The sequence below is a fragment of the Anaerostipes sp. 992a genome (assembly GCF_001940245.1).
Lineage (GTDB): Bacteria > Bacillota > Clostridia > Lachnospirales > Lachnospiraceae > Fimousia.
The window spans coordinates 461,757-481,804 of the sequence record NZ_MJIG01000004.1 but is presented as its reverse complement, the minus strand read 5'-3'; the positions used below and the strand labels follow the sequence as shown (position 1 = coordinate 481,804).

20 protein-coding genes and 2 pseudogenes are annotated in these 20,048 nt (G+C 39.5%); 18 read left to right on the top strand and 4 right to left on the bottom strand.

The features are described 5' to 3' along the window. Nucleotides 1-50: 50 nt before the first annotated feature. Nucleotides 51-728 carry a response regulator transcription factor gene (locus tag BHF69_RS06590; protein WP_075670252.1) on the top strand — a complete coding sequence of 226 codons (678 nt, stop codon included), beginning with the start codon at nt 51-53 and terminating at the stop codon, nt 726-728. Continuing rightward, on the top strand, nt 729-2,249 hold the full coding sequence (locus BHF69_RS06585) for a sensor histidine kinase (protein ID WP_075670251.1): 1,521 nt from the start codon (nt 729-731) through the stop codon (nt 2,247-2,249). It begins immediately after the preceding gene. 156 nt (nt 2,250-2,405) lie between these two features. On the opposite strand, the gene BHF69_RS06580 is transcribed toward BHF69_RS06585, so the two are convergent. Further along, the gene (locus BHF69_RS06580; RefSeq protein ID WP_278276978.1) at nt 2,406-2,705 is read right to left on the bottom strand and encodes a DUF6465 family protein; all 300 of its coding nucleotides are present in this window, start codon (nt 2,703-2,705) and stop codon (nt 2,406-2,408) included. A gap of 122 nt (nt 2,706-2,827) precedes the next feature. Between BHF69_RS06580 and BHF69_RS06575 the strand changes: the two genes are divergently transcribed. The 3 genes from BHF69_RS06575 to hisF are packed head-to-tail and all read left to right on the top strand — an operon-like array spanning nt 2,828 to nt 5,031. Beyond that, nucleotides 2,828-3,637, top strand: coding sequence for a hypothetical protein (locus tag BHF69_RS06575; protein WP_075670249.1), 810 nt, complete (start codon nt 2,828-2,830; stop codon nt 3,635-3,637). After that, complete coding sequence (hisH, locus tag BHF69_RS06570) at nt 3,638-4,240, top strand: imidazole glycerol phosphate synthase subunit HisH (protein ID WP_075670248.1); 603 nt, start codon at nt 3,638-3,640, stop codon at nt 4,238-4,240. Between the two features lie 29 nt (nt 4,241-4,269). Then, nucleotides 4,270-5,031, top strand: coding sequence for an imidazole glycerol phosphate synthase subunit HisF (gene hisF, locus BHF69_RS06565; protein ID WP_075670247.1), 762 nt, complete (start codon nt 4,270-4,272; stop codon nt 5,029-5,031). A 96-nt stretch (nt 5,032-5,127) separates the two neighbouring features. Here the strand turns inward: hisF and BHF69_RS06560 are convergent, their stop codons facing one another. Both BHF69_RS06560 and BHF69_RS06555 read right to left on the bottom strand, forming a co-directional pair. Continuing rightward, nucleotides 5,128-6,192 carry a HAMP domain-containing sensor histidine kinase gene (locus BHF69_RS06560; RefSeq protein WP_075670246.1) on the bottom strand — a complete coding sequence of 355 codons (1,065 nt, stop codon included), beginning with the start codon at nt 6,190-6,192 and terminating at the stop codon, nt 5,128-5,130. Next, a complete protein-coding gene (locus BHF69_RS06555) occupies nt 6,182-6,859 on the bottom strand; it encodes a response regulator transcription factor (protein ID WP_075670245.1) in 678 nt (225 codons plus the stop codon). Before BHF69_RS06555 ends, BHF69_RS06560 begins: the two co-directional genes overlap by 11 nt. 211 nt (nt 6,860-7,070) lie before the next feature. Here BHF69_RS06555 and BHF69_RS06550 point away from each other — a divergent pair, with 211 nt between their 5' ends. From BHF69_RS06550 to BHF69_RS06505, 9 genes and pseudogenes are all read left to right on the top strand, one after another. After that, nucleotides 7,071-7,466, top strand: coding sequence for a hypothetical protein (locus tag BHF69_RS06550; protein ID WP_075671743.1), 396 nt, complete (start codon nt 7,071-7,073; stop codon nt 7,464-7,466). 312 nt (nt 7,467-7,778) lie between these two features. After that, nucleotides 7,779-8,227: pseudogene (locus BHF69_RS14430) on the top strand (DUF3793 family protein). 29 nt (nt 8,228-8,256) lie between these two features. Further along, nucleotides 8,257-8,688: a flavodoxin gene (locus BHF69_RS06535; RefSeq protein WP_075670242.1), complete on the top strand. Its 432-nt coding sequence runs from the start codon at nt 8,257-8,259 to the stop codon at nt 8,686-8,688. A 247-nt stretch (nt 8,689-8,935) separates the two neighbouring features. Next, nucleotides 8,936-10,303: an MATE family efflux transporter gene (locus BHF69_RS06530; protein ID WP_075670241.1), complete on the top strand. Its 1,368-nt coding sequence runs from the start codon at nt 8,936-8,938 to the stop codon at nt 10,301-10,303. Between the two features lie 28 nt (nt 10,304-10,331). Then, complete coding sequence (locus BHF69_RS06525; RefSeq protein ID WP_075670240.1) at nt 10,332-11,654, top strand: MATE family efflux transporter; 1,323 nt, start codon at nt 10,332-10,334, stop codon at nt 11,652-11,654. A 72-nt stretch (nt 11,655-11,726) separates the two neighbouring features. Then, the gene (locus tag BHF69_RS06520) at nt 11,727-12,017 is read left to right on the top strand and encodes an ArsR/SmtB family transcription factor (RefSeq protein WP_075670239.1); all 291 of its coding nucleotides are present in this window, start codon (nt 11,727-11,729) and stop codon (nt 12,015-12,017) included. An 80-nt stretch (nt 12,018-12,097) separates the two neighbouring features. Continuing rightward, the gene (locus BHF69_RS06515) at nt 12,098-13,117 is read left to right on the top strand and encodes a permease (RefSeq protein ID WP_075670238.1); all 1,020 of its coding nucleotides are present in this window, start codon (nt 12,098-12,100) and stop codon (nt 13,115-13,117) included. Between the two features lie 20 nt (nt 13,118-13,137). Next, nucleotides 13,138-13,443 carry a thioredoxin family protein gene (locus BHF69_RS06510; protein WP_075670237.1) on the top strand — a complete coding sequence of 102 codons (306 nt, stop codon included), beginning with the start codon at nt 13,138-13,140 and terminating at the stop codon, nt 13,441-13,443. A gap of 103 nt (nt 13,444-13,546) precedes the next feature. After that, complete coding sequence (locus BHF69_RS06505; protein WP_075670236.1) at nt 13,547-14,773, top strand: M20 metallopeptidase family protein; 1,227 nt, start codon at nt 13,547-13,549, stop codon at nt 14,771-14,773. 101 nt (nt 14,774-14,874) lie between these two features. Here BHF69_RS06505 and BHF69_RS14145 read toward each other — a convergent pair whose 3' ends face one another. Beyond that, the gene (locus BHF69_RS14145; protein WP_158022563.1) at nt 14,875-15,117 is read right to left on the bottom strand and encodes a hypothetical protein; all 243 of its coding nucleotides are present in this window, start codon (nt 15,115-15,117) and stop codon (nt 14,875-14,877) included. A gap of 177 nt (nt 15,118-15,294) precedes the next feature. On the opposite strand from BHF69_RS14145, the pseudogene BHF69_RS14830 reads away from it, so the two are divergent. The 4 genes and pseudogenes from BHF69_RS14830 to BHF69_RS06485 all read left to right on the top strand — a co-directional run. After that, nucleotides 15,295-15,417, top strand: a pseudogene (locus BHF69_RS14830) (MerR family DNA-binding transcriptional regulator); the annotation flags it as partial. A gap of 68 nt (nt 15,418-15,485) precedes the next feature. After that, entirely contained in the window at nt 15,486-16,664 is a 1,179-nt protein-coding gene (locus BHF69_RS06495; protein WP_075670235.1) for an RNA-guided endonuclease InsQ/TnpB family protein, read from the top strand. 254 nt (nt 16,665-16,918) lie between these two features. Continuing rightward, entirely contained in the window at nt 16,919-17,914 is a 996-nt protein-coding gene (locus BHF69_RS06490; protein ID WP_075670234.1) for a LacI family DNA-binding transcriptional regulator, read from the top strand. 197 nt (nt 17,915-18,111) lie between these two features. Continuing rightward, nucleotides 18,112-20,034, top strand: a complete 1,923-nt coding sequence (locus BHF69_RS06485; RefSeq protein ID WP_075670233.1) for a sucrose-specific PTS transporter subunit IIBC — start codon at nt 18,112-18,114, stop codon at nt 20,032-20,034. Nucleotides 20,035-20,048: the final 14 nt, after the last annotated feature.

The following is a 20,048-nucleotide window of genomic DNA, read 5'->3' as shown; positions in this document are numbered from 1 at the left end:
TAAAATACAATAAAACAGGAATACATAAAATCATGAGGGAGATGAAGAGGATGGAAGAATTAAAGGTTTTGGTTGTAGACGATGAAAGCAGAATGCGAAAGCTGGTCAAAGACTTTTTAAATAAAAAAGGATTTATAGTATTAGAGGCGGCGGATGGAGAGGAGGCCATTGATATCTTCTTTTCCGACAATTCTATCAATCTGCTGATTTTGGATGTTATGATGCCTAAGATGGATGGCTGGGAAGTGGTAAAGGAAGTACGGAAGGTATCTAAGGTGCCGATCATCATGTTGACTGCCAGAGGACAGGAGCAGGACGAGCTGCTTGGATTTGAATTAGGCGTGGATGAATATATATCGAAGCCTTTCAGTCCTAAAATTCTCGTAGCCAGAGTAGAGGCAATTTTGAGAAGGAGCAACCAGCTCAACGAGGATGTGATCGAAGCAGGTGGTATTACGTTGGATATTACAGCCCATAAAGTGCTTATAGAGGAGACAGAGGTAGAATTAAGCTATAAAGAATTTGAGCTGCTGACGTATTTTATGAAGAATCAGAACGTGGCATTATCCAGAGAGAAGATTTTAAATCATGTGTGGAATTATGATTACTTCGGAGATGCCAGAACCATAGACACTCATGTAAAGAAGCTTAGAAGTAAGCTTGGAGATAAAGGAGAATATATTCGGACAGTATGGGGAATGGGATATAAATTCGAGGTGAACCAGTAGATGGACAAAAGAAAGATTATAAAAAAGCATTCTCTTCGTGTGAAGATGACAGTATGCCTGATCGTTATGATGATAGTCTCAATCTTATTTTGTTGGGTCTTAAACCGGACAATGATGGAAGATTATTTTGTACAGAGTGAGCGGAAGAACATTTCTGAGGTGTATGCAGCCATTAATCACAAATTTTCTACGGAGGATACAGTGAATACCCTGTATTTAGAACGACTGGCTACGAATAACAACTTAAAGATCATTATTGCCCAGCCAGTGCGTGATCTTACAGGAATTTCCCTGGAAACCGTTTATTCTTCAACAGGAAGAGATGGAAAGCTTTATAACAATATGTATGGTATTTTAAAGCAGATGCAGGAATATGAAATGTTCGGAGAAAATGCAAAGGCTGGACGGGAAATTCAACGCAAAGGGTATATGATCAGCGAGCACACCGATACCAAGCTTGACAGCACGAGCATCAATCTGCTTGGAGTATTAAATGGCGGTTATTTTATCGTTATTGCTTCTTCCGTGGAAAGTCTTCAGACGGCAGCAACGATTGCTACCCGCTTTTTGGCTTATGCAGCTGTTTTTGTAACGATTTTGGCTTCTATCGCCATGTTTTTCTATAGCCGGCGATTTACCAGACCGATTGAAGAGATGTCTGAAATTGCACAAAAGATGACCAGGCTGGATTTTGATGCCAGAGTCGTAAATCTGCCGGAAGATGAGATCGGGCAGCTGGGCAGGAGCATGAATCAGATGTCTGAGCAGCTGGAACAGACCATATCTGAGCTGAAAACAGCCAATGCACAGTTGAAAAAGGATATTGATCATAAGATTCAGATCGATGAGATGCGCAAGGAATTCTTATCTCATGTGTCTCATGAATTAAAGACACCGATCGCTTTGATTCAAGGTTATGCAGAAGGTCTGGTGGATAATGTAATGGAAGATGAGGAAAGCCGTGCCTTTTACTGTGATGTCATTATGGATGAAGCGAAGAAAATGAATGAAATGGTACAGAAGTTGATGACATTAAATCAGATTGAATTTGGACAGAATCAGGTAACTATGCAGAGATTTGATCTGACAGAAATTTTGAAAAATATGATAGAGTCTAATCGGATTCGTTTTCAGCAAAAAGAGGTCAAAGTCGAATTTTATCATACAACACCTGTTTATGTATGGGGTGATGTTTTTATGATTGAGGATGTGATCAATAATTATATCAGTAATGCTTATAATCATGTGAAAAATCGTGGAAAAGTAAAGGTATGGTTAGAAGAAAGAGGCAAAGTGGTAAGAGTATGGGTATATAATGATGGTAATCGGATACCGGAAGAGGAGCTTTCCAAGATTTGGATCCGTTTTTACAAGGTAGACAAAGCGCGTACCAGAGAATATGGTGGAAGTGGAGTGGGTCTATCCATCGTAGCAGCTATTATGGATGCACATGGACAGAAATATGGAGTAAAAAACCATGAAAACGGAGTTGCATTCTACTTTGAACTGGAAAGCAGATAGAAAAAAGTGTTCTAATGACAGTTCGTTGTTGTCATTAGAACACTTTTCTTTTGAAACGTAAATGGTTAATACTAAGCTGGAAGGAATATTCCTTAATTTATATCCCGGCTGTCTTCTATTCTTTGGTCTCATGTCAGGCTTCCTTTGGCTTATGTATTAGAGTGGCAATGATCCGGATGTTCCATCTTCGCCGTTGATTACATAGTATACAGTATGTTCTTCTGGTTTCACATACATATCTAATGTATCAATGTCTTTGATTTTATTGCCAGCAGCTGACCATTCTTTTTTTACAGCAGCTAAGACATCTTTCATCAATGTCTGCTGACCTTGATATTCAACATAAACGTTTGACTTCATAATCCATTCCTCCTTTTCTTTTACGAAAAAAGATATGCGTTTTAATATTTTTTTCGTTGACTGGACTATTATATAATAAATTTCTATTTTTTGCAAATTTCCTTTTTTTGAATCATGAAAAGTTGCATAATTCTTAAATTTCGGTATAATTGAGTGAGACAGAAGTTTGAAGAATATGGGATCTTTCTGTCGGAAAGAATAGAATCAAGGAGTGTCATATGTTACAAAGATATGTAGATCAGATAAAAGAAGCGGATATGGTGCTTATTGGGATTGGAAGGGAATTAAGCGCTAAAAACTTAATTCCCATGGATTCTGATGAAGTAAGAAACTATTATAAAGAAAAGGATATGAAGGGCTACGAACAGCTTCTTGCGGCAGAGGAAGGACCAGAACGAGACTGGATGTTAGAAGTCTATTATCGAAACTATTTGCTTACGATGGAAAAGGCTCCCTATTTCGATGAATTGTGCAAAGCATTGGAGGGTAAGAATTACTTTGTCATTACCAGCAATCAAGATAATCTGCTGTATAAGACGGATTTAAAGGAGGACAGAGTGGTTGCTCCGTGTGGAACGGGAGAATTCTTCCAGTGTGAAAAGCCATGCGAGCATCGGATTTATCCAGCGCTTCCAGGAATCAGGGACTTGATCGACTACTATGAAAAGACAGGAGAGTATGAGCATTTGCAATGTCCAAAATGTGGAAGAAATTTTGTATTCAATATTCGAACCAACGAGACGGTAAGCAGCTATCTGGAAGAAGGATATTTGCAGATGTGGGGGAAATACACCAAGTGGCTTCAGGGAACGATTAATAAGAAGGTATTGATTCTTGAGCTGGGAGAAGGATTCGAAGTGCCATCGTTATTTAAATGGCCATTTGAGAAGATTGTATTTTATAATAAAAAATCCCATTTGATCCGGGTGCATGAGCATTTGTATCAGATTGGGGAGGAACTTAGAGGGAAAGCAGAGACAGCAGCAGTGAACAGTAAAGATTTTTTAACGATGAAAGAGGAAAACTAAATGATTGCAATTATTGATTATGATGCAGGAAATATCAAAAGTGTAGAAAAAGCAGTGCAGTATCTTGGTGAGGAAGCGGTCATCACCAGAGATAAGGATGTAATCTTACAGAGTGATAAAGTCATTCTCCCTGGTGTTGGTGCTTTTGGAGATGCTATGGAGAAGATCAATGCGTATGGTCTTAAGAATACCATCTATGATGTGGTCGAGAAAAAGACACCATTTCTCGGAATTTGTCTGGGACTTCAGCTGTTATTTAAGAGCAGTGAAGAAAGTCCGGGGGCCACTGGCCTTGGGATTTTAGATGGAGAAATCTTAAGGATTCCAGCACAGGAGGGACTGAAGATTCCACATATGGGATGGAACTCTCTTAAGGTCAAGAAGGGAGCGAAGTTATTTCAGGGATTGGAAGAAGAACCATATGTATACTTTGTTCATTCTTATTATTTAAAAGCAGCAGAGGACATTGTTGCAGCAACAACGGAGTATTCTACCCTGATTCATGCATCCGTGGAGAAAGAAAATATATTCGCATGTCAGTTCCATCCGGAAAAGAGCAGCGCAGTAGGACTTCAGATTTTAAAGAATTTTATTGAGCTATAGAAAAGGTGTAGCAGCAGGAGGAAATAGATATGCATACAAAGAGAATTATCCCTTGCCTGGACGTAACAGGTGGAAGGGTTGTAAAAGGTGTAAATTTTGTAAATTTAATTGATGCGGGAGATCCAGTTGCAGTTGGTGCTGCATACGATGTGGCAGGTGCCGATGAGCTGGTATTCCTCGATATTACCGCATCCTCTGATTCTAGAAATATTATGGTGGATATGGTACGAAAGGTTGCAGAAACTGTATTTATTCCATTTACAGTAGGAGGAGGCATTCGTACTGTGGATGATTTTAAAGCCATTCTGCGGGAGGGTGCTGATAAGATTTCTATTAATTCTTCCGCTATTAATACGCCAAATCTGATTTCAGATGCAGCGGATAAGTTCGGAAGTCAGTGCGTAGTCGTTGCGATTGATGCAAAAAGACGTGTGGATGGTTCTGGATGGGATGTTTATAAGAATGGCGGAAGGATCAACGTAGGACTGGATGCAGTAGAATGGGCTATGGAAGCCGAAAAACGTGGTGCTGGAGAAATTCTCCTTACCAGCATGGATTGCGATGGTACCAAGGCTGGATATGATGTAGAACTGACCAGAATTATTTCCGAAAATGTATCCATTCCAGTTATTGCATCAGGTGGAGCTGGCAACAAGGACCACTTCTATGACGTATTGACAGAGGGAAAGGCAGATGCCGCACTGGCCGCTTCCTTATTCCATTTTAAAGAGCTGGAGATCAATGATTTGAAAGCAGATTTACGAAGACGAGGAATCAGCGTCCGATTATAATAGAGAAAGTTATAATATGATATCTGAAAAACCTTCTTCTAAAGCGTTATCCGATTGAGCGCTTCAGAGGAAGGTTTTTTTATGTCATCACAGGAGTCATCGATAGCAAGGAAGTGAGAGGATGACCGTCGTTCCATGTCCAGGACTGCTTTCGAGGCGGATCGTTCCGTGGTGAAGATCTACGATCTGCTTTACCATAGCCATTCCAAGTCCGTTGCCCTCCTGTTGATGGGATGGGTCGGCCTGATAGAACTTATGGAATACATGGGAGAGGGTTTTCTCATCCATTCCAATACCGTTATCCGTTAGACAAAAGAGGATATGATCATCGTCGGACTGCAGCGTCATCTGGATAAATCCGCCCTCTGGGGTGAATTTGATGGCATTATCTAAAAGATTGACAAATACCTGCTGCATCATTTCTTTGTTGGCACTAATCTGGATTTCGTCCAGTTCAATGGAAAAATCAATCTGTTTAGAGGACCATTTATTCTCCAAGAGCAAAAAGGCAAGGCGAATCTGTTCTGACAGGTTATAGGTGGTAATGTGATGAAGCTCTGTCTGACCTTCAATTTTTGAAAGGTCCAGTACCTTTGTGGATAAATTTGCCAAACGATCGGCTTCGTGAATGATAATATCCAAATACTCCTGTTTTTTTTCTTCCGGAAGGGAAGAATCCTTTAATAATTTGGCAAATCCACGAATAGAGACAATGGGTGTCTTACATTCATGGGAGAAATTATTAATAAAATCATTTCGAAGAAGTGTAGTATTCTCCAGTTCGTTTGCCATAGAATTAAAGCTTTCTGAAAGATATTTGAGTTCCAGAGGGTAGTCCAGATGAATACGGGTACCAAAATCCCCCTTTGCCAGTTGGTTGATGGCATTGATGATCTTTCGTATAGGTCTTAAAGGAAAGTGCGTGATCATTGGTGAAATACATGTGCTAATGACAATGCTTAAAATTGCAAGAAAGAATAAAACATTAGCAAGAGCAGATGAAAAAAATGGAAAATCCACAATATGGAAATAAAACAGGCAAAATGCCACCATCCCTGCCAGTATCATCGTTACGGTACTGATCAAAAAGATGAAAAAGGTCAGGCACAGATTCAGTCCAAAGGAAAGCTTCTTTTGCGGACTATGTATTTTATTCTTCATGCTTCACCGCCTTATATCCCAACCCACGGACAGTAACGATCTCAAATTCCTTCCATCCCTCAAATCGCTTCCTCAGACGATTGATATGAACATTTACAGTCATATCCGTTGTTTCGCTGTCCAAACCCCAGATTTCATCCATAAGCTGCAGCCGGGTAAAAATCTTATTTGGATAGGAAAGCAGTTTATATAAAACATAGAATTCTTTTTGTGGCAGTGTTTGTGTTTCACCATTTCTAGTAACGCTTAATTCATCGTAATCTAGGACAACATCTCCAATGATAATTTTTCGTTCATTAACGATATTGGCGCGGCGCAGCAGGGCTTTAATCCGCAGCAGCATTTCTTCTTCATCCACAGGTTTGGTCATATAATCATCGGTTCCAACTAAAAATCCCTTTTTCTTATCCGCAGGCTGCTGCTTGGCAGATACCATGAGAATCGGAATATTCTCCTTCCATTCGCGGATAAGCTTGGTAAATTCATAACCGTCCATCTCCGGCATCATAATATCCAGCACGATTAAATCAATATGGTACTGGTCAAAAGCATCCAGGGCTTCCATTCCGTTTTGAGCGGTATATACGGTATAGCCGTTTTGGGAAATGACAGTTTCCATTAGCTTTCTGGTATGTGAATCATCTTCGACAACTAATATATGAAACATAAAATGGCTCCTTTCTGAACATAAATAAAAATCTGATATTAAATAGTATCATATCACAAACCAGCGCCTAAGAGAAATAAATTGACATATAAAGGGAAAGAGATAGTATGGCAGGTTCTGTGGCATTTATACCTAGTTTATTTTTCTGTGCTATAGTATCGTATATAGAAATAAAGCAATAGAATCATGCAGAAAGCAGGGAATGGTGGATATGAAAGAGAAAATAATGCGTTTTATGCAGGGTAGATATGGTGTGGACCAGCTTGGAAGCTTTTTAAATAGTGTGTTACTGGTATTGATTATTGTAAATCTATTTATCGGAAGCCGTTTGTTAAATTTGTTTCTATTATTGCTGCTAATCTTTTCTTATAGCAGAATCTTTTCAAAGAACTATAGCAGGTGTTATGCACAGAATCAATGGTACCTGGATAAAACAAGCGGAATCAGAAAAGCTTTTGGAAAGCAGAAAGCATATCACGAAATCAAAAAGGACTATCATATTTATAAATGCAAACAGTGTGGACAGAAGATTAAAATTCCAAAGGGAAAAGGGAAGATTATTGTCACCTGTCCAAAGTGTGGAAATGAATTTCAGAAGAAAAGTTAAAAGAAGTGATGATAAGAAACCGTTGCACTAACGAAAGTTGGGGCAGCGGTTTCTTTTTTATGGAATAAATGAAGAAGAAAATTTCTCACCCCTTATTGATAAATGATTCTCAATAAAGCAAAGTTTGATAATGATTATCAATTTCAGTATTGAAATTTTGCTTTTTCCTATGTTATCGTATAACACAGATAGAGGAAAGCCTTTATCAAATCATTAGAACTCCTTTCCTAACGAAAGAAATCGCTTAGTAGAAGCAGTTAGGGCAGCCGGTGGGAAACCGCCGGCTGGTAAATCAGGAAGAAAGGATTGCATATGCCAGTTGAATTGATGAAAAATTATTATGCGAGAACAGAAAGCCATGCCTATGTACATATGACAATGGCACTCCATTGTGCTCCATTTTTGAAAGGGATGAAGGATTCCGCACTTTTGGTGTTAAAGTCGGAAGAGGCAAAAATGATGGGGAGAACCTTGTATAAAATGAATGCAAAATGTAAAACTATGTATAGAAGCGGTGAAAAGATCATTTTGCTTTTGTATCGTGAAAATGAGATGAGATAGGAGTTTTTTTGGGATATCCCATGGAGGATGTCATTGGATTTATAGAAAACAATGGTAAGAATTGTCTTTGCACCGGATATTGGAAGGTATATTCAAATCCAGAAAGAGCAAAGAATCTGTTCCGCCATTATGATGAAGCCCGGGAATCGGCAATTTATGAAATCCTAAATGGAAAAAAATTTTATGAAATTGCCGTATAAATATAGAAATAACGAAAGGAAATAGAAATATGAATAAGATTAAAATTGTTTACTGGAGTGGTACCGGTAATACACAGATGATGGCAGACAAAATTGCCGAAGGGGTTAACGCCGCAGGAAAAACTGCTGAGGTTCTGGTGGTAGACGATGTAACTGCCGGTGATTTGCAAGATGACCAGGCATTTGCTCTGGGATGTCCATCTATGGGAGTGGAACAGCTGGAAGAAGGTGTGATGGAACCATTTATGATGGATTTAGAAGGAGAGCTGAGTGGCAAACAGGTTGTTTTATTTGGTTCTTATGGCTGGGGAAACTGTGAATGGATGGAGGACTGGGTAGAACGCTGTGAAAAGGCTGGTGCAACGGTCATTGGAGGCGAAGGAATTACCTGCCTGGGAGAACCAGATGGAGATACCAACGATGAATTACTGAATGCAGGGAAAGCGTTGGCAGAAGCATAATAGCATATGATAACGGTTCAAAGGGATTTCCCTTGGATATAAAAAACATTTTGATAACCTTCCATGTCAAAAAATAGTATTTTTGACACCTACATTTTACATTTTGATATAAAGGAGCTATTGCAGCAAAAAGAAGCCGTCAGATTTTCTTTGGTGCATAGCTCCTTTGTGCTGTTTCTTAAGATAAATGTTTTTATTGTTCTGAGTTATGTTATAATTGTAAAAGGTGAAAAATCATTTGGAAAGGATGAAAGAGAATAACATGGGAGAAGAAAAAGGATTTTATAAAAACTTTTTTTCAATATACATCGCTTTGGTACTACAAAATGTTGTTACCTTAAGTGTCAATCTGGCGGATAATATTATGCTGGGCTCCTATAGTGAGACCGCTCTTGCAGGAGTAGCAGCAGTGAATCAGATCCAGTTTGTTTATCAACAGCTGTTATTGGCACTAGGAGATGGGCTGGTTATCTTTGGAAGCCAGTATTGGGGAAAAGGAAAGACAGAGCCCATGCGAAGAATTGCAGCTACAGCTATGCAGACAGCACTTCTGATCGGAATTGTCCTGTTTGTGCTGGTAAGCATCTTTCCTTATGAAGCTATGGGTATCTTTACAACGGATCAGCCAATTATCCAGCAGGGAGTCCAATATCTTGGGATTATACGATTTACGTATCTCTTTTTTGCAGTGACTCAGCTTCTGCTGGCTTCGCTCCGCATGGTAGAGACGGTAAAAATTGCATTTATATTATCTATAGTGACATTTTTTATCAATTGCGGTATTAATTATGTATTGATTTTTGGAAACTTTGGAGCCCCATGCCTGGGAGCGGAAGGTGCAGCTATCGGAACATTGACAGCAAGAATTGTGGAATGTATCATATTGATCAGCTTTCTTGTAGGAAAAGAGAAGAAGTTGCACTTAAAAGTTACAGACTATATTCATTTTGATCCGGTACTGGCAAGAGATTATTTTAAGGTAGCATTGCCTATTTTTATGGTACAGGGATTATGGGGACTCAATACTGCATTGCAGACGGTGATCTTAGGACATATGACGGCTGCAGCCATTGCAGCTAACAGCGTAGCATCCACATTATTTCTTATGGTCAAATCCATTGCAGTGGGAGCTTCTTCTACCGCCTCTATTATCATAGGAAAGACCATAGGTACAGGTAATATCAAAAGGGTAATGGAATATTCCAGCCGGCTACAGCGGATGTTCGTAGGACTTGGTATTTTTGCAGGGGCACTCCTGTTCCTTCTTCGAGTGCCAATTCTAAGTCTTTATGATCTTTCTCCGGCCACGAAGGCTATGGCAAATTCCTTTTTGATCATTTTAAGTGTGGTGTGTGTGGGAATGTCTTATCAGATGCCTACGAATAACGGGATTATCCGTGGAGGAGGAAGTGCCATGTATGTCATGAAGATGGATTTGATCAGCATATGGATGATCGTATTGCCGGTATCCTTTTTTATGGCATTTGTTGTGGAAGCACCACCAGAAGTTGTGGTGTGTTGTCTGAATGCGGATCAGATTTTTAAATGTATACCAGGATATCTGATGTCTCATTATGGTAACTGGATTAAAAAATTAACAAGGGATACAGTGTAAGAAAATGACGGAAGTAGGAGGATTCATTATGGCACAATCCATAGGACAAAAGTTTACCCCGCTATCGTTATTAAAATTTGCAATGCCATCTATGGTCATGATGCTATTCATGGCCCTATATACCGTTGTCGATGGCATCTTTGTATCACGCTTTGCAGGAAGTGATGCACTTTCATCTATTAATATCGTCTACCCGGTATTTAACCTGGTGCTTGCTGCCGGAGTAATGCTGGCAACGGGAGGAAGTGCCATTGTTGGGAAACGCTTAGGAGAAGGAAGGGCAGAGGAAGCCAGAGAGATTTTTTCTATGCTTGCATTTACTGGAATGCTGATCGGTCTGGTCTTTATTGTTGTAACCCTGGCATTTGCAAGGCCTATTTCTTTTTTTCTGGGGTCCGATCAGGTGCTATATCCAGATTGCAGGGATTATCTATGTACCCTGATCTTGTTTGCGCCTGCAAGTATGATGCAGTCCTTGTATCAGTGCTTCTTTGTAACGGCAGGAAAACCAGATCTGGGGCTTTGTCTCATTGTGTTAGCCGGTGTGGTAAATGCCGTATTAGACTACATTTTGATTGCCATATTTGGACTTGGTGTTATGGGAGCGGCGTTGGCAACTGGGATTGGACAGATGATACCGGCAGTCGCAGGAACCATTTGGTTTTTCATAAGAAAAAAGGGATTATACTACGTGCGGTTTTCCTTTCAAAAGAGGATTTTGTTAAAGGCGTGTGGCAATGGTGCTTCCGAAATGGTGATTCAGTTGTCAAATGCAGTGATTACGGCGGTATTTAACCTGATTTTGATGCATATGACTGGATCCGATGGGGTTGCCGCTATTACGATTATTTTGTATGGTCAGTTTTTACTATCATCGATTTATCTGGGATTCTCTATGGGGGTTGCTCCGGTCTTTAGCTTTTATCTTGGAGCAGGCAGGATGAAGGGTTTAAGAGAACTGCATAAAATCTGCTGTTGCTTTATATTAATAACGGCTGTTTTTGTAACAGCCGGAGGTTTTTTCGGTGCAGCCTACTTAACGGGAGCCTTTGTCATACCGGGCACAGGAGCATATGAATTGGCAGTGGAGGGATTTCAGTTATTTTCTCTCGGATATTTATTTAATGGGACGAATATATATTTTTCAGGGTTGTTTACTGCTCTGTCCGATGGAAAGACTTCGGCAATCCTTTCTTTTGCGAGAACCTTTGGCTTTATTCTGATTTCTCTCGCTATCTTGCCGCAGATAGTAGGAATACAGGGAGTATGGCTGGCAATACCGGTAGCAGAATTCATAACGGTATTTATGGCAGTTGGGTTTGGGAAAAAAAGGTTGCCAATGAGAGGTTAGAACTTGAATAAAAATATATTGACAATTATCGATATGTAGATATAATAAAAAGAAAGGTAGTGAGGTGAAGGGATGAAAGATTCCTATAAGGCAACCATTCGTATTTTTAAAGCTTTCTGTGATCAGAATCGACTGCAGATTTTAGAGCTTTTACAAAATGGTGAGATGTGTGCTTGCAAATTATTAGAAGAATTACAAATCAGCCAATCCACGCTGTCTCATCATATGAAAATATTATGCGATGCAGAGATTGTTGAGGGACGTAAGGAGGGAAAATGGGTTCATTATTCCGTCCATCAGGAAGGTGCCAGACGGGCACAGCTTTTACTGAAACAATACCTTACTGTGCATGAAGAGGAATAGAGAGAGGCCATCTGAAAGGATGGTTTTTCTTAGAAAAAACATATTGATAAATGTAAATATATAAATGAAAGGAGTTTAAGATGACGATACTAAAGGCAATCGGTGGATTCATTCAAGAACAGCTTCTTGGAATGAAATGGTTACAGAAAGGAATAGGACAGGTGTTGTCTTCATTGGGGATGGATCTTTCTACTCCGATCGGTGGAAGTCTTCATTTTTTTCTTTATGATGTAATTAAGATTACAGCATTGCTGTGCTTTCTTATTTTTATCATTTCCTATATTCAGAGTTATTTTCCACCAGAGCGAAGTAAGAGAATTCTTGGACAGTTCCATGGCATGGGAGCTAATGTAGTGGCCGCATTACTAGGTACCGTTACGCCGTTTTGTTCCTGTTCTTCCATTCCATTATTCATTGGTTTTACAAGTGCAGGGCTGCCACTGGGAGTAACATTTTCCTTTTTGATTTCTTCGCCAATGGTAGATTTGGGAAGTCTGCTTCTCTTAATGAGTATTTTTGGAGCAAAGATCGCTATCGTCTATGTTATTGTTGGATTGCTGGTCGCGGTGATCGGTGGCACCCTTATTGAGAACATGCATATGGATCAGTACGTGGAGGAGTTTATTCTCCGTGCAAAGGGCAGTGTGGATATTACAGCCAGGGAGCTTACTGTGACAGATCGTCTCGTATATGCAAAGGAGCAGGTGATCGGCACCTGGAAAAAGGTATTTCCGTATATCTTGATTGGAGTATCCATTGGTGCAGTGATTCATAACTGGATTCCAGAAGGCTGGATTCAGAATATGTTAGGAAGAGATCAGTACTTTGGAGTTATAATTGCTGTTTTGGTCGGGGTACCTATGTATGCAGATATTTTTGGAACGATACCGGTTGCAGAAGCACTTCTTATGAAGGGAGCACCACTGGGCACAATCTTAAGCTTTATGATGGCGGTTACCACGTTGAGCCTTCCTTCTATGATCATGCTGCGGAAGGCAGTTAAGCCTAAATTATTGGGAGTCTTTGTTGTGATATGTACAGCAGGTATTATGACAGTTGGATATTTGTTCAATGGATTTGAATATCTGTTGTTAAAATAAAAGTGTAAAAGGAGATTATGATGGGAATATTAAATTTTGGAAAGAAAAATCAAAAAAAGGAAGAGAAACCAAGTGTTAACATCAACAGTGTAAAAGTATTAGGCGCTGGGTGCAAGGCCTGTCACAAACAGTATGAGAATGTAAAGACGGCCATGAAGAAAATGGGAGTTTCCGTAGAGGTGGAATATATTACCGATATGGAAAAGGTGATGACTTATGGAGCCATGAGTATGCCGGTGATTGTTGTCAATGAAAAGATAGTTTCTGAGGGAGTTGTGTTAAAAGCCTCAGAGGTTGAAAAGCTATTTCGGAAGCTGGAGAATTAGGACATTTTTCGGATAAAAGGTATATGGTCTTCGTTCTATAGCAGGCGACCACTTGGAAAAATCCTTGTTTGTGTTATAATACATTTCAAAAGGAGGAGATGTCATGACACCGAAACAATTATTGGAAGAAGCCAAAGAGCTTCAGGATACAATTGTAGAGAATCGAAGATATCTGCATGCACACGCAGAAACGGGATTTGAGCTGACCGAAACACTTGCGTTTGTCAAAAAGCAGTTAGAGGATATGGGATATGAGCCTATTCCATGTGGAAGAGCCGGCTTGGTTGCCTTAGCTGGCGGCAAGAAAGATGGAAAGGTATTTATGATTCGTGGAGATATGGACGCACTGCCGATCAAAGAAGAGGCAGATGTGGAGTTTTCTTCTACCAACGGAAGGATGCATGCCTGTGGTCATGATATGCATACAGCTATGATGCTTGGAGCAGCCAGACTGCTAAAGGAACACGAGGACGAAATCCAGGGAACGATCAAGCTGATGTTCCAGCCTTCGGAAGAAACATTTGAAGGCTCCCACGACATGATCCAAGCAGGATTGTTGAAGAATCCAGAGGTAGATGCAGCTTTGATGATCCATGTGATGGCAGGAATGCCATTTGCGCCGGGAACCGTCATTGTATCTGCACCTGGCGTGAGTGCGCCTGCAGCTGATTACTTTGAAATCACCGTTCAGGGAAAGGGATGCCATGGCTCCATGCCAAATACAGGTGTGGATCCGTTAAATGCAGCCGCTCATATTCTGATCGCATTGCAGGAAATAAATGCCAGAGAGCTGGCAATGGATGATCGGGCCGTGCTGACGATCGGAACTATGAATGCGGGAACTGCAGCCAATGTCATTCCAGATACGGTGGTCATGGGTGGAAGCATCCGCACGTTTGATGAAGCGACCAGATTGTTTATTAAGAAGAGAATGACAGAAATCGCAGAAGGGCTGGCTAAATCTTTCCGTGCAGAAGCTACGGTAACCTTTGGAAGTGGCTGTCCAACGCTGGTAAATGATAAAGAACTGTCTTCCTGTGTGGAAACTTATGTTAAAGAATTGCTTGGAAATCAGAAGGCTTTTTCCGTTGCGGAATTAAATGCCATGAGTGGAGATCAGCAATCCTCTAAATCTGCCGGTTCCGAAGATTTTGCCTATGTCAGTCAGGAGGTTCCTTCTATTATGCTGGCGCTGGCGGCCGGACAACCAGAAAAAGGATATCGATATCCACAGCATCATCCAATGGTAAAATTCGATGAGGAAGCACTGGCTGGAGGAAGTGCTGTCTATGCGTATACGGCCATGCGGTGGCTGGAGGAGCATTCATGAATCTGAAGTAACCGTTTCATCGGATTGCTACATGATATGGAAAATGCGGGTTTCTTTGACTATGGGATAATGTGTGAGAACGAAATCATTCCGGTCAGCAATCAGGCTGCGGAGCTTCCAAATCTGATACATGTTTTCTCTTGTTCTATACCAAGACAGACGAAAATCTTATCTCTCGTCCAGGGACAAATGGCTATGTAAGCAAGCTTCCAGCCATTTGTCCTTATGGACGACCAAAAGCATCGCTTTTGCCAAAGATTTTCTGCCTGAGAAAACATGTAAGCTCCTCCGCAGATTGCTTTACCGGAATGGTTTCGTTCTTTGTAGTATATTTTCTTCTTCATTTAGTCCACAAAACCCGTATTTTTTAAACTTCAATAAAAATATGTTATAATAATCTAAAATGTGGAAATAAGATAAGAAGGAGCGATTGTTAAGAAATCAAAAATACAGAAAAATATGTTTATATGTGATATAATGTGTTTATGAAGAAAGGAGAATTATTTATGAACACATCCAATATCACAAATTATAAACCAAAAGATTTTGCTGAATTACTTGGAGTGTCAGTAAAAACTCTTCAACGTTGGGACAGAGATGGAATTCTCAAAGCAAATCGTACTCCAACTAACAGAAGATATTATATCAATATTACATGTGTTCAGTTGTAGATTGTATGGATTTCGCAAGTATAAAAATCAGATAAAGGGGGATGAGGAAATTGCGAAAGAGTTACAAAACGGAAATAAACCCAACGCAGGAACAAATACAAAAGATAAATAAAACAATTGGAACTTGTAGATTTATTTATAATTTTTATATTGCCCATAATAAAGAACTTTATAACAAAGGTGAAAAATTTATGACAGCAAAATCTTTTAGTGTATGGCTAAATAATGAATTTCTACTAAATAGTCCAGAATATTTATGGATAAAAGATGTGAGTTCTAAGTCAGTTAAAAAATCCATGGAAAATGCGTATACTGCTTTTACCAGATTTTTTAAAAAGCAAAGTAGATTTCCCAGATTTAAAAAAAAGAATAAGTCAGATGTGAAAATGTATTTTGTGAAAAATAATCCAAAAGATTGTTTCTGTGAAAGACATCGAATTAATATCCCTACTCTTGGATGGGTAAGATTAAAAGAAAAGGGTTACATTCCAACAACAAAGCAAGGATATGTGATCAAAAGTGGTACAGTCTCCTGCAAGGCTGGAAGATATTATGTATCAGTTTTAATAGAGATTCCTGATCAGAATAAACCACAATTAAATGATTTTGGATTAGGGATTGATTTGGGACTTAAAGATTTTGCAGTTATCAGTAATGGTGTTACAAAGAAAAATATCAATAAAACTGAAAGAATAAGAAAATTAGAGAAACAATTAAAAAGAGAACAGCGTTGTCTATCGAGGAAATACGAAGACTTAAAGAAACGCAACAATAAAATGAAAGGAGAAGCCACTAGACAAAATATTCAAAAGCAGGTCTTAAAGGTACAAAAACTTCATCATAAAATAGACAATATTCGTACCGATCATATCAATAAATGTGTAAATGAGATAGTGAAAACCAAACCATCTTATATTACCATTGAAGATTTGAATGTAAAAGGAATGATGAAGAATAAGCATCTGTCTAAAGCAGTTGCTTCACAGAAATTCTATGAGTTTAGAACAAAACTTGAAGCAAAATGCAAAGAACTGGGAATGGAATTAAGAATTGTAGACAGATGGTATCCATCAAGTAAGTTATGTCATGAATGTGGTTGTATTAAGAGAGATTTAAAACTGTCTGATAGAGAATATATTTGTGAATGTGGATATCATGCTGATAGAGATTATAATGCAAGCCTTAATTTAAGAGATGCAATATCCTACAAAATAGCATAAAACAAGCGTTTGTAGGCATGTACCGATGGCTTTAGTCGGGAATTTACGACTGTGGACTGTACAAGAACTTGTGAGTAGCGTATTACTTGTAATCGCAAAAGCATACAGGATGAAGCAGTAAGAAAAGTTTGTGAAAACTTTCAATATCTCGATATGGGTATATTTGTCCATATTTTGAGTGGCAGCAGGTACGTTATGTTGCACTTCGTAAGGAGTTTAGCATTGACAAATAAGAGTAAATGTGGTGAGGTTTTATGGAAAAGAAAAAAATGACCATGGCAGACGTTGCAGATCTGGCAGGTGTTGGGAAAAGCACTGTATCCCGGTATTTTAACGGAGGATATGTGAAGCAGTCTACCAAGAGTAAGATTCAAAAGGTAATTGAAGAGTACAATTATGAGCCCAATGCGTTTGCAAGACTGAAGGCAAAGCAGAGTAATGTGATCGGCGTCATTGTACCAACGTTGAATTCGAAGATTACCAGCCGTGTCATTACCAGTATTGACCGGTATTTACGGGAACGGGAGTATACGACGCTGATCAAGAATTCAGACCATGATATCGATCTGGAACTTCAAAATATCCAGAAGCTGATCAATATGAATGTAGATGGAATTTTAGTCAGCTCCATTGCAATCACAAAGGAGCATAAGAAGATTTTCCAGGAGGCACAGATTCCTATTGTGGTAGTGGCTCAGGAATATGAGGATGGAATTTCTATTTTGGACGATGATTATCAGGCCGGAAAGTATATGGGAAGGTATATCGGAGAGACTGGGCATAAAAAGGTGGCATACATTGGTGTCTATGAGACAGATGTGGCCGTTGGGATCCGAAGAAAGCAGGGGGTTTTGGATGGACTTGCAGAATACGGCATCACAGACCCTGTGATCATGAAAAGTGACTACAGCTTTATCGGAGGACAGAAGAGTACTCGTGAGATTTTAGAGCAGGGCGAGGTGGATGCCATTATCTGCGCAACGGACAGGTTAGCATTTGGCGCCTATCGGATCTTACATAAGGAGGGACTGCGGATTCCGGAAGATGTATCGGTGGTTGGATTTGGTGGATATGAGGAGAGCAGCCTCTTAACACCAGAGTTGACGACATTAAAGTTCGATTCCTATGCCATGGGATATTTAGGAGCGGAGACCATCTTAAAAATGATTCAGGAAAAGCCTGTATCTAAAAAGCAGATTGTAGAATTCGAATTCATCAAAGGAAATAGTGTGAAGAAAGAAAATTTCTAGTAAATGAAAAAGAAGTTGATTTTTTGGAAAGGATCAGCTTCTTTTTTGTTATGTAAGACTTTCTGATTTATTTGTAAAAAAATATGGAACCGATACCATAAAGTTGTTGACAAAATAGAAAAGGTATAATATAATTCAAGTATGGAACCGGTACCAATATGAAAGACGAAGAATAAGAAGAAAGGAAGAGAAAAGATATGGATTATGCAAAGATTGCAAGTCAGGTAATTGAAAATGTTGGCGGAAAAGAAAATATCAAATCAGTAGCACACTGTGCGACAAGACTGCGTTTGCAGTTAAAGAACAATGATTTAAGAAATGAAGAGGTAATTAGTGATATTGAGGGTGTAAAAGGAGTATTTCTGACGCAGTCACAGTTCCAGATTATTTTTGGATCTGGCCTGGTAAATCTGGTATGTAATGAAGTACAGAAGCAGTTAGGAACAATTGTAGAAACAGCAGAGGAAGATGAAAAAGAAGAAAAGGGTAATCTTCTTCAGCAGTTTGTAAAAATGCTCAGTGACATCTTTGTTCCAATCATCCCAGCAATCGTAGCTGGCGGTTTATTAATGGGATTAAATAACATCTTGACTTCTGGCATGTTTGATGGTAAATCCATTATTGATCTATATCCACAGTGGAAGGGGCTTGCAACGGCCATCAATACCTTTGCCAATGCACCATTTGTATTCTTGCCAGTGCTGATCGGATTTAGTGCAACGAAAAAATTTGGAGGTAATCCATTCTTAGGAGCTGCCATGGGTATGATCATGGTACATCCTGATTTATTAAATGCATACAGCATTGGAGTTGTGGAACCACCAATATGGGACATCTTTGGTTTCCAGATTGAAGCGATCGGATATCAGGGTACGGTACTTCCAGTACTTGCAGTTTCCTTTATTCTGGCTTTTATCGAAAAGCGCTTACATAAGGTAACACCTACATGGTTAGATAATCTTACTACACCATTGCTTTCTATCATGGTGACTTCTTTCTTAACCTTCATTTGTGTGGGACCGGTTTTACGAGAAGCAGGTAATTTACTTGCAGCAGGAATTACATGGGTTTATAATACATTAGGATTTGTGGGAGGCGGATTATTTGGTCTGGCATACGCACCAATCTGTCTGACCGGTATGCATCATAGCTTTATTGCCATTGAAACACAGCTGATTGCTGAGGTTGCCAAAACCGGAGGAAGCTTTATCTTTACAACAGCCAGCATGAACAACGTAGCACAGGGTGCAGCTGTTATTGCTGTTTTATGCTTAACAAAAAATGAAAAAATGAAATCTATTTGTTCAGCTTCTGGTGTTTCCGCTTTATTAGGAATCACAGAACCGGCTATGTTTGGTGTTACATTAAAATTAAAATATCCATTCTATGCAGCTATCATCGGCTCTGGAGTCGGTAGTGCATATTGTGCAGGAACAAGAGTATTGGCACAGGCAATGGGAGCAGCTGGTATTCCTGGAATTATTTCTATGAAGCCAGATGACTATATGAACTTTATCATCGGATTAGCCCTTTCCATGGCAGTATCTGCAACACTTACGATTGTATTTTGGAAGAAATTCAATATTGAAGGGGAAACAGCAGCTACAGCAAACACAAAAGAAGTAGTACTTCCTCAGAATAATGATACAAAAGCAATCGTAGAGGAAAAAGAAGAAGTTGTATTATATGCTCCATTAAAAGGAGAAGTACTTCCAGTAGAAAAAGCTGCAGATCCGGCATTTGCATCCAAAGCCATGGGAGATGGAGTTGCCATTAATCCAGAGGATAATGTGGTCTATGCACCGGCAGATGGAACAGTAAGTCTTGTGTTCCCGACCAAACATGCAATGGGAATTACATTAACCACAGGGGCAGAGCTCTTGATTCATGTAGGATTAGATACCGTACAGATGGAAGGGGAAGGCTTTGAAACTTATGTAAAAGCCGGAGACCAGGTGAAAAAAGGAGATAAACTGATTTCTTTTGATAGAGGGCTGATTGCTCAAAAAGGTTTTAAAGATCAGACCATGTTATTAGTGGCAGAAACCAATGGACAGGATGTAGAGGTAATGCCAGCAAAAGAAGCAGATCTTACTACAGAAATCATAAAATTAAAATAGTTCCAGAAGGGGAT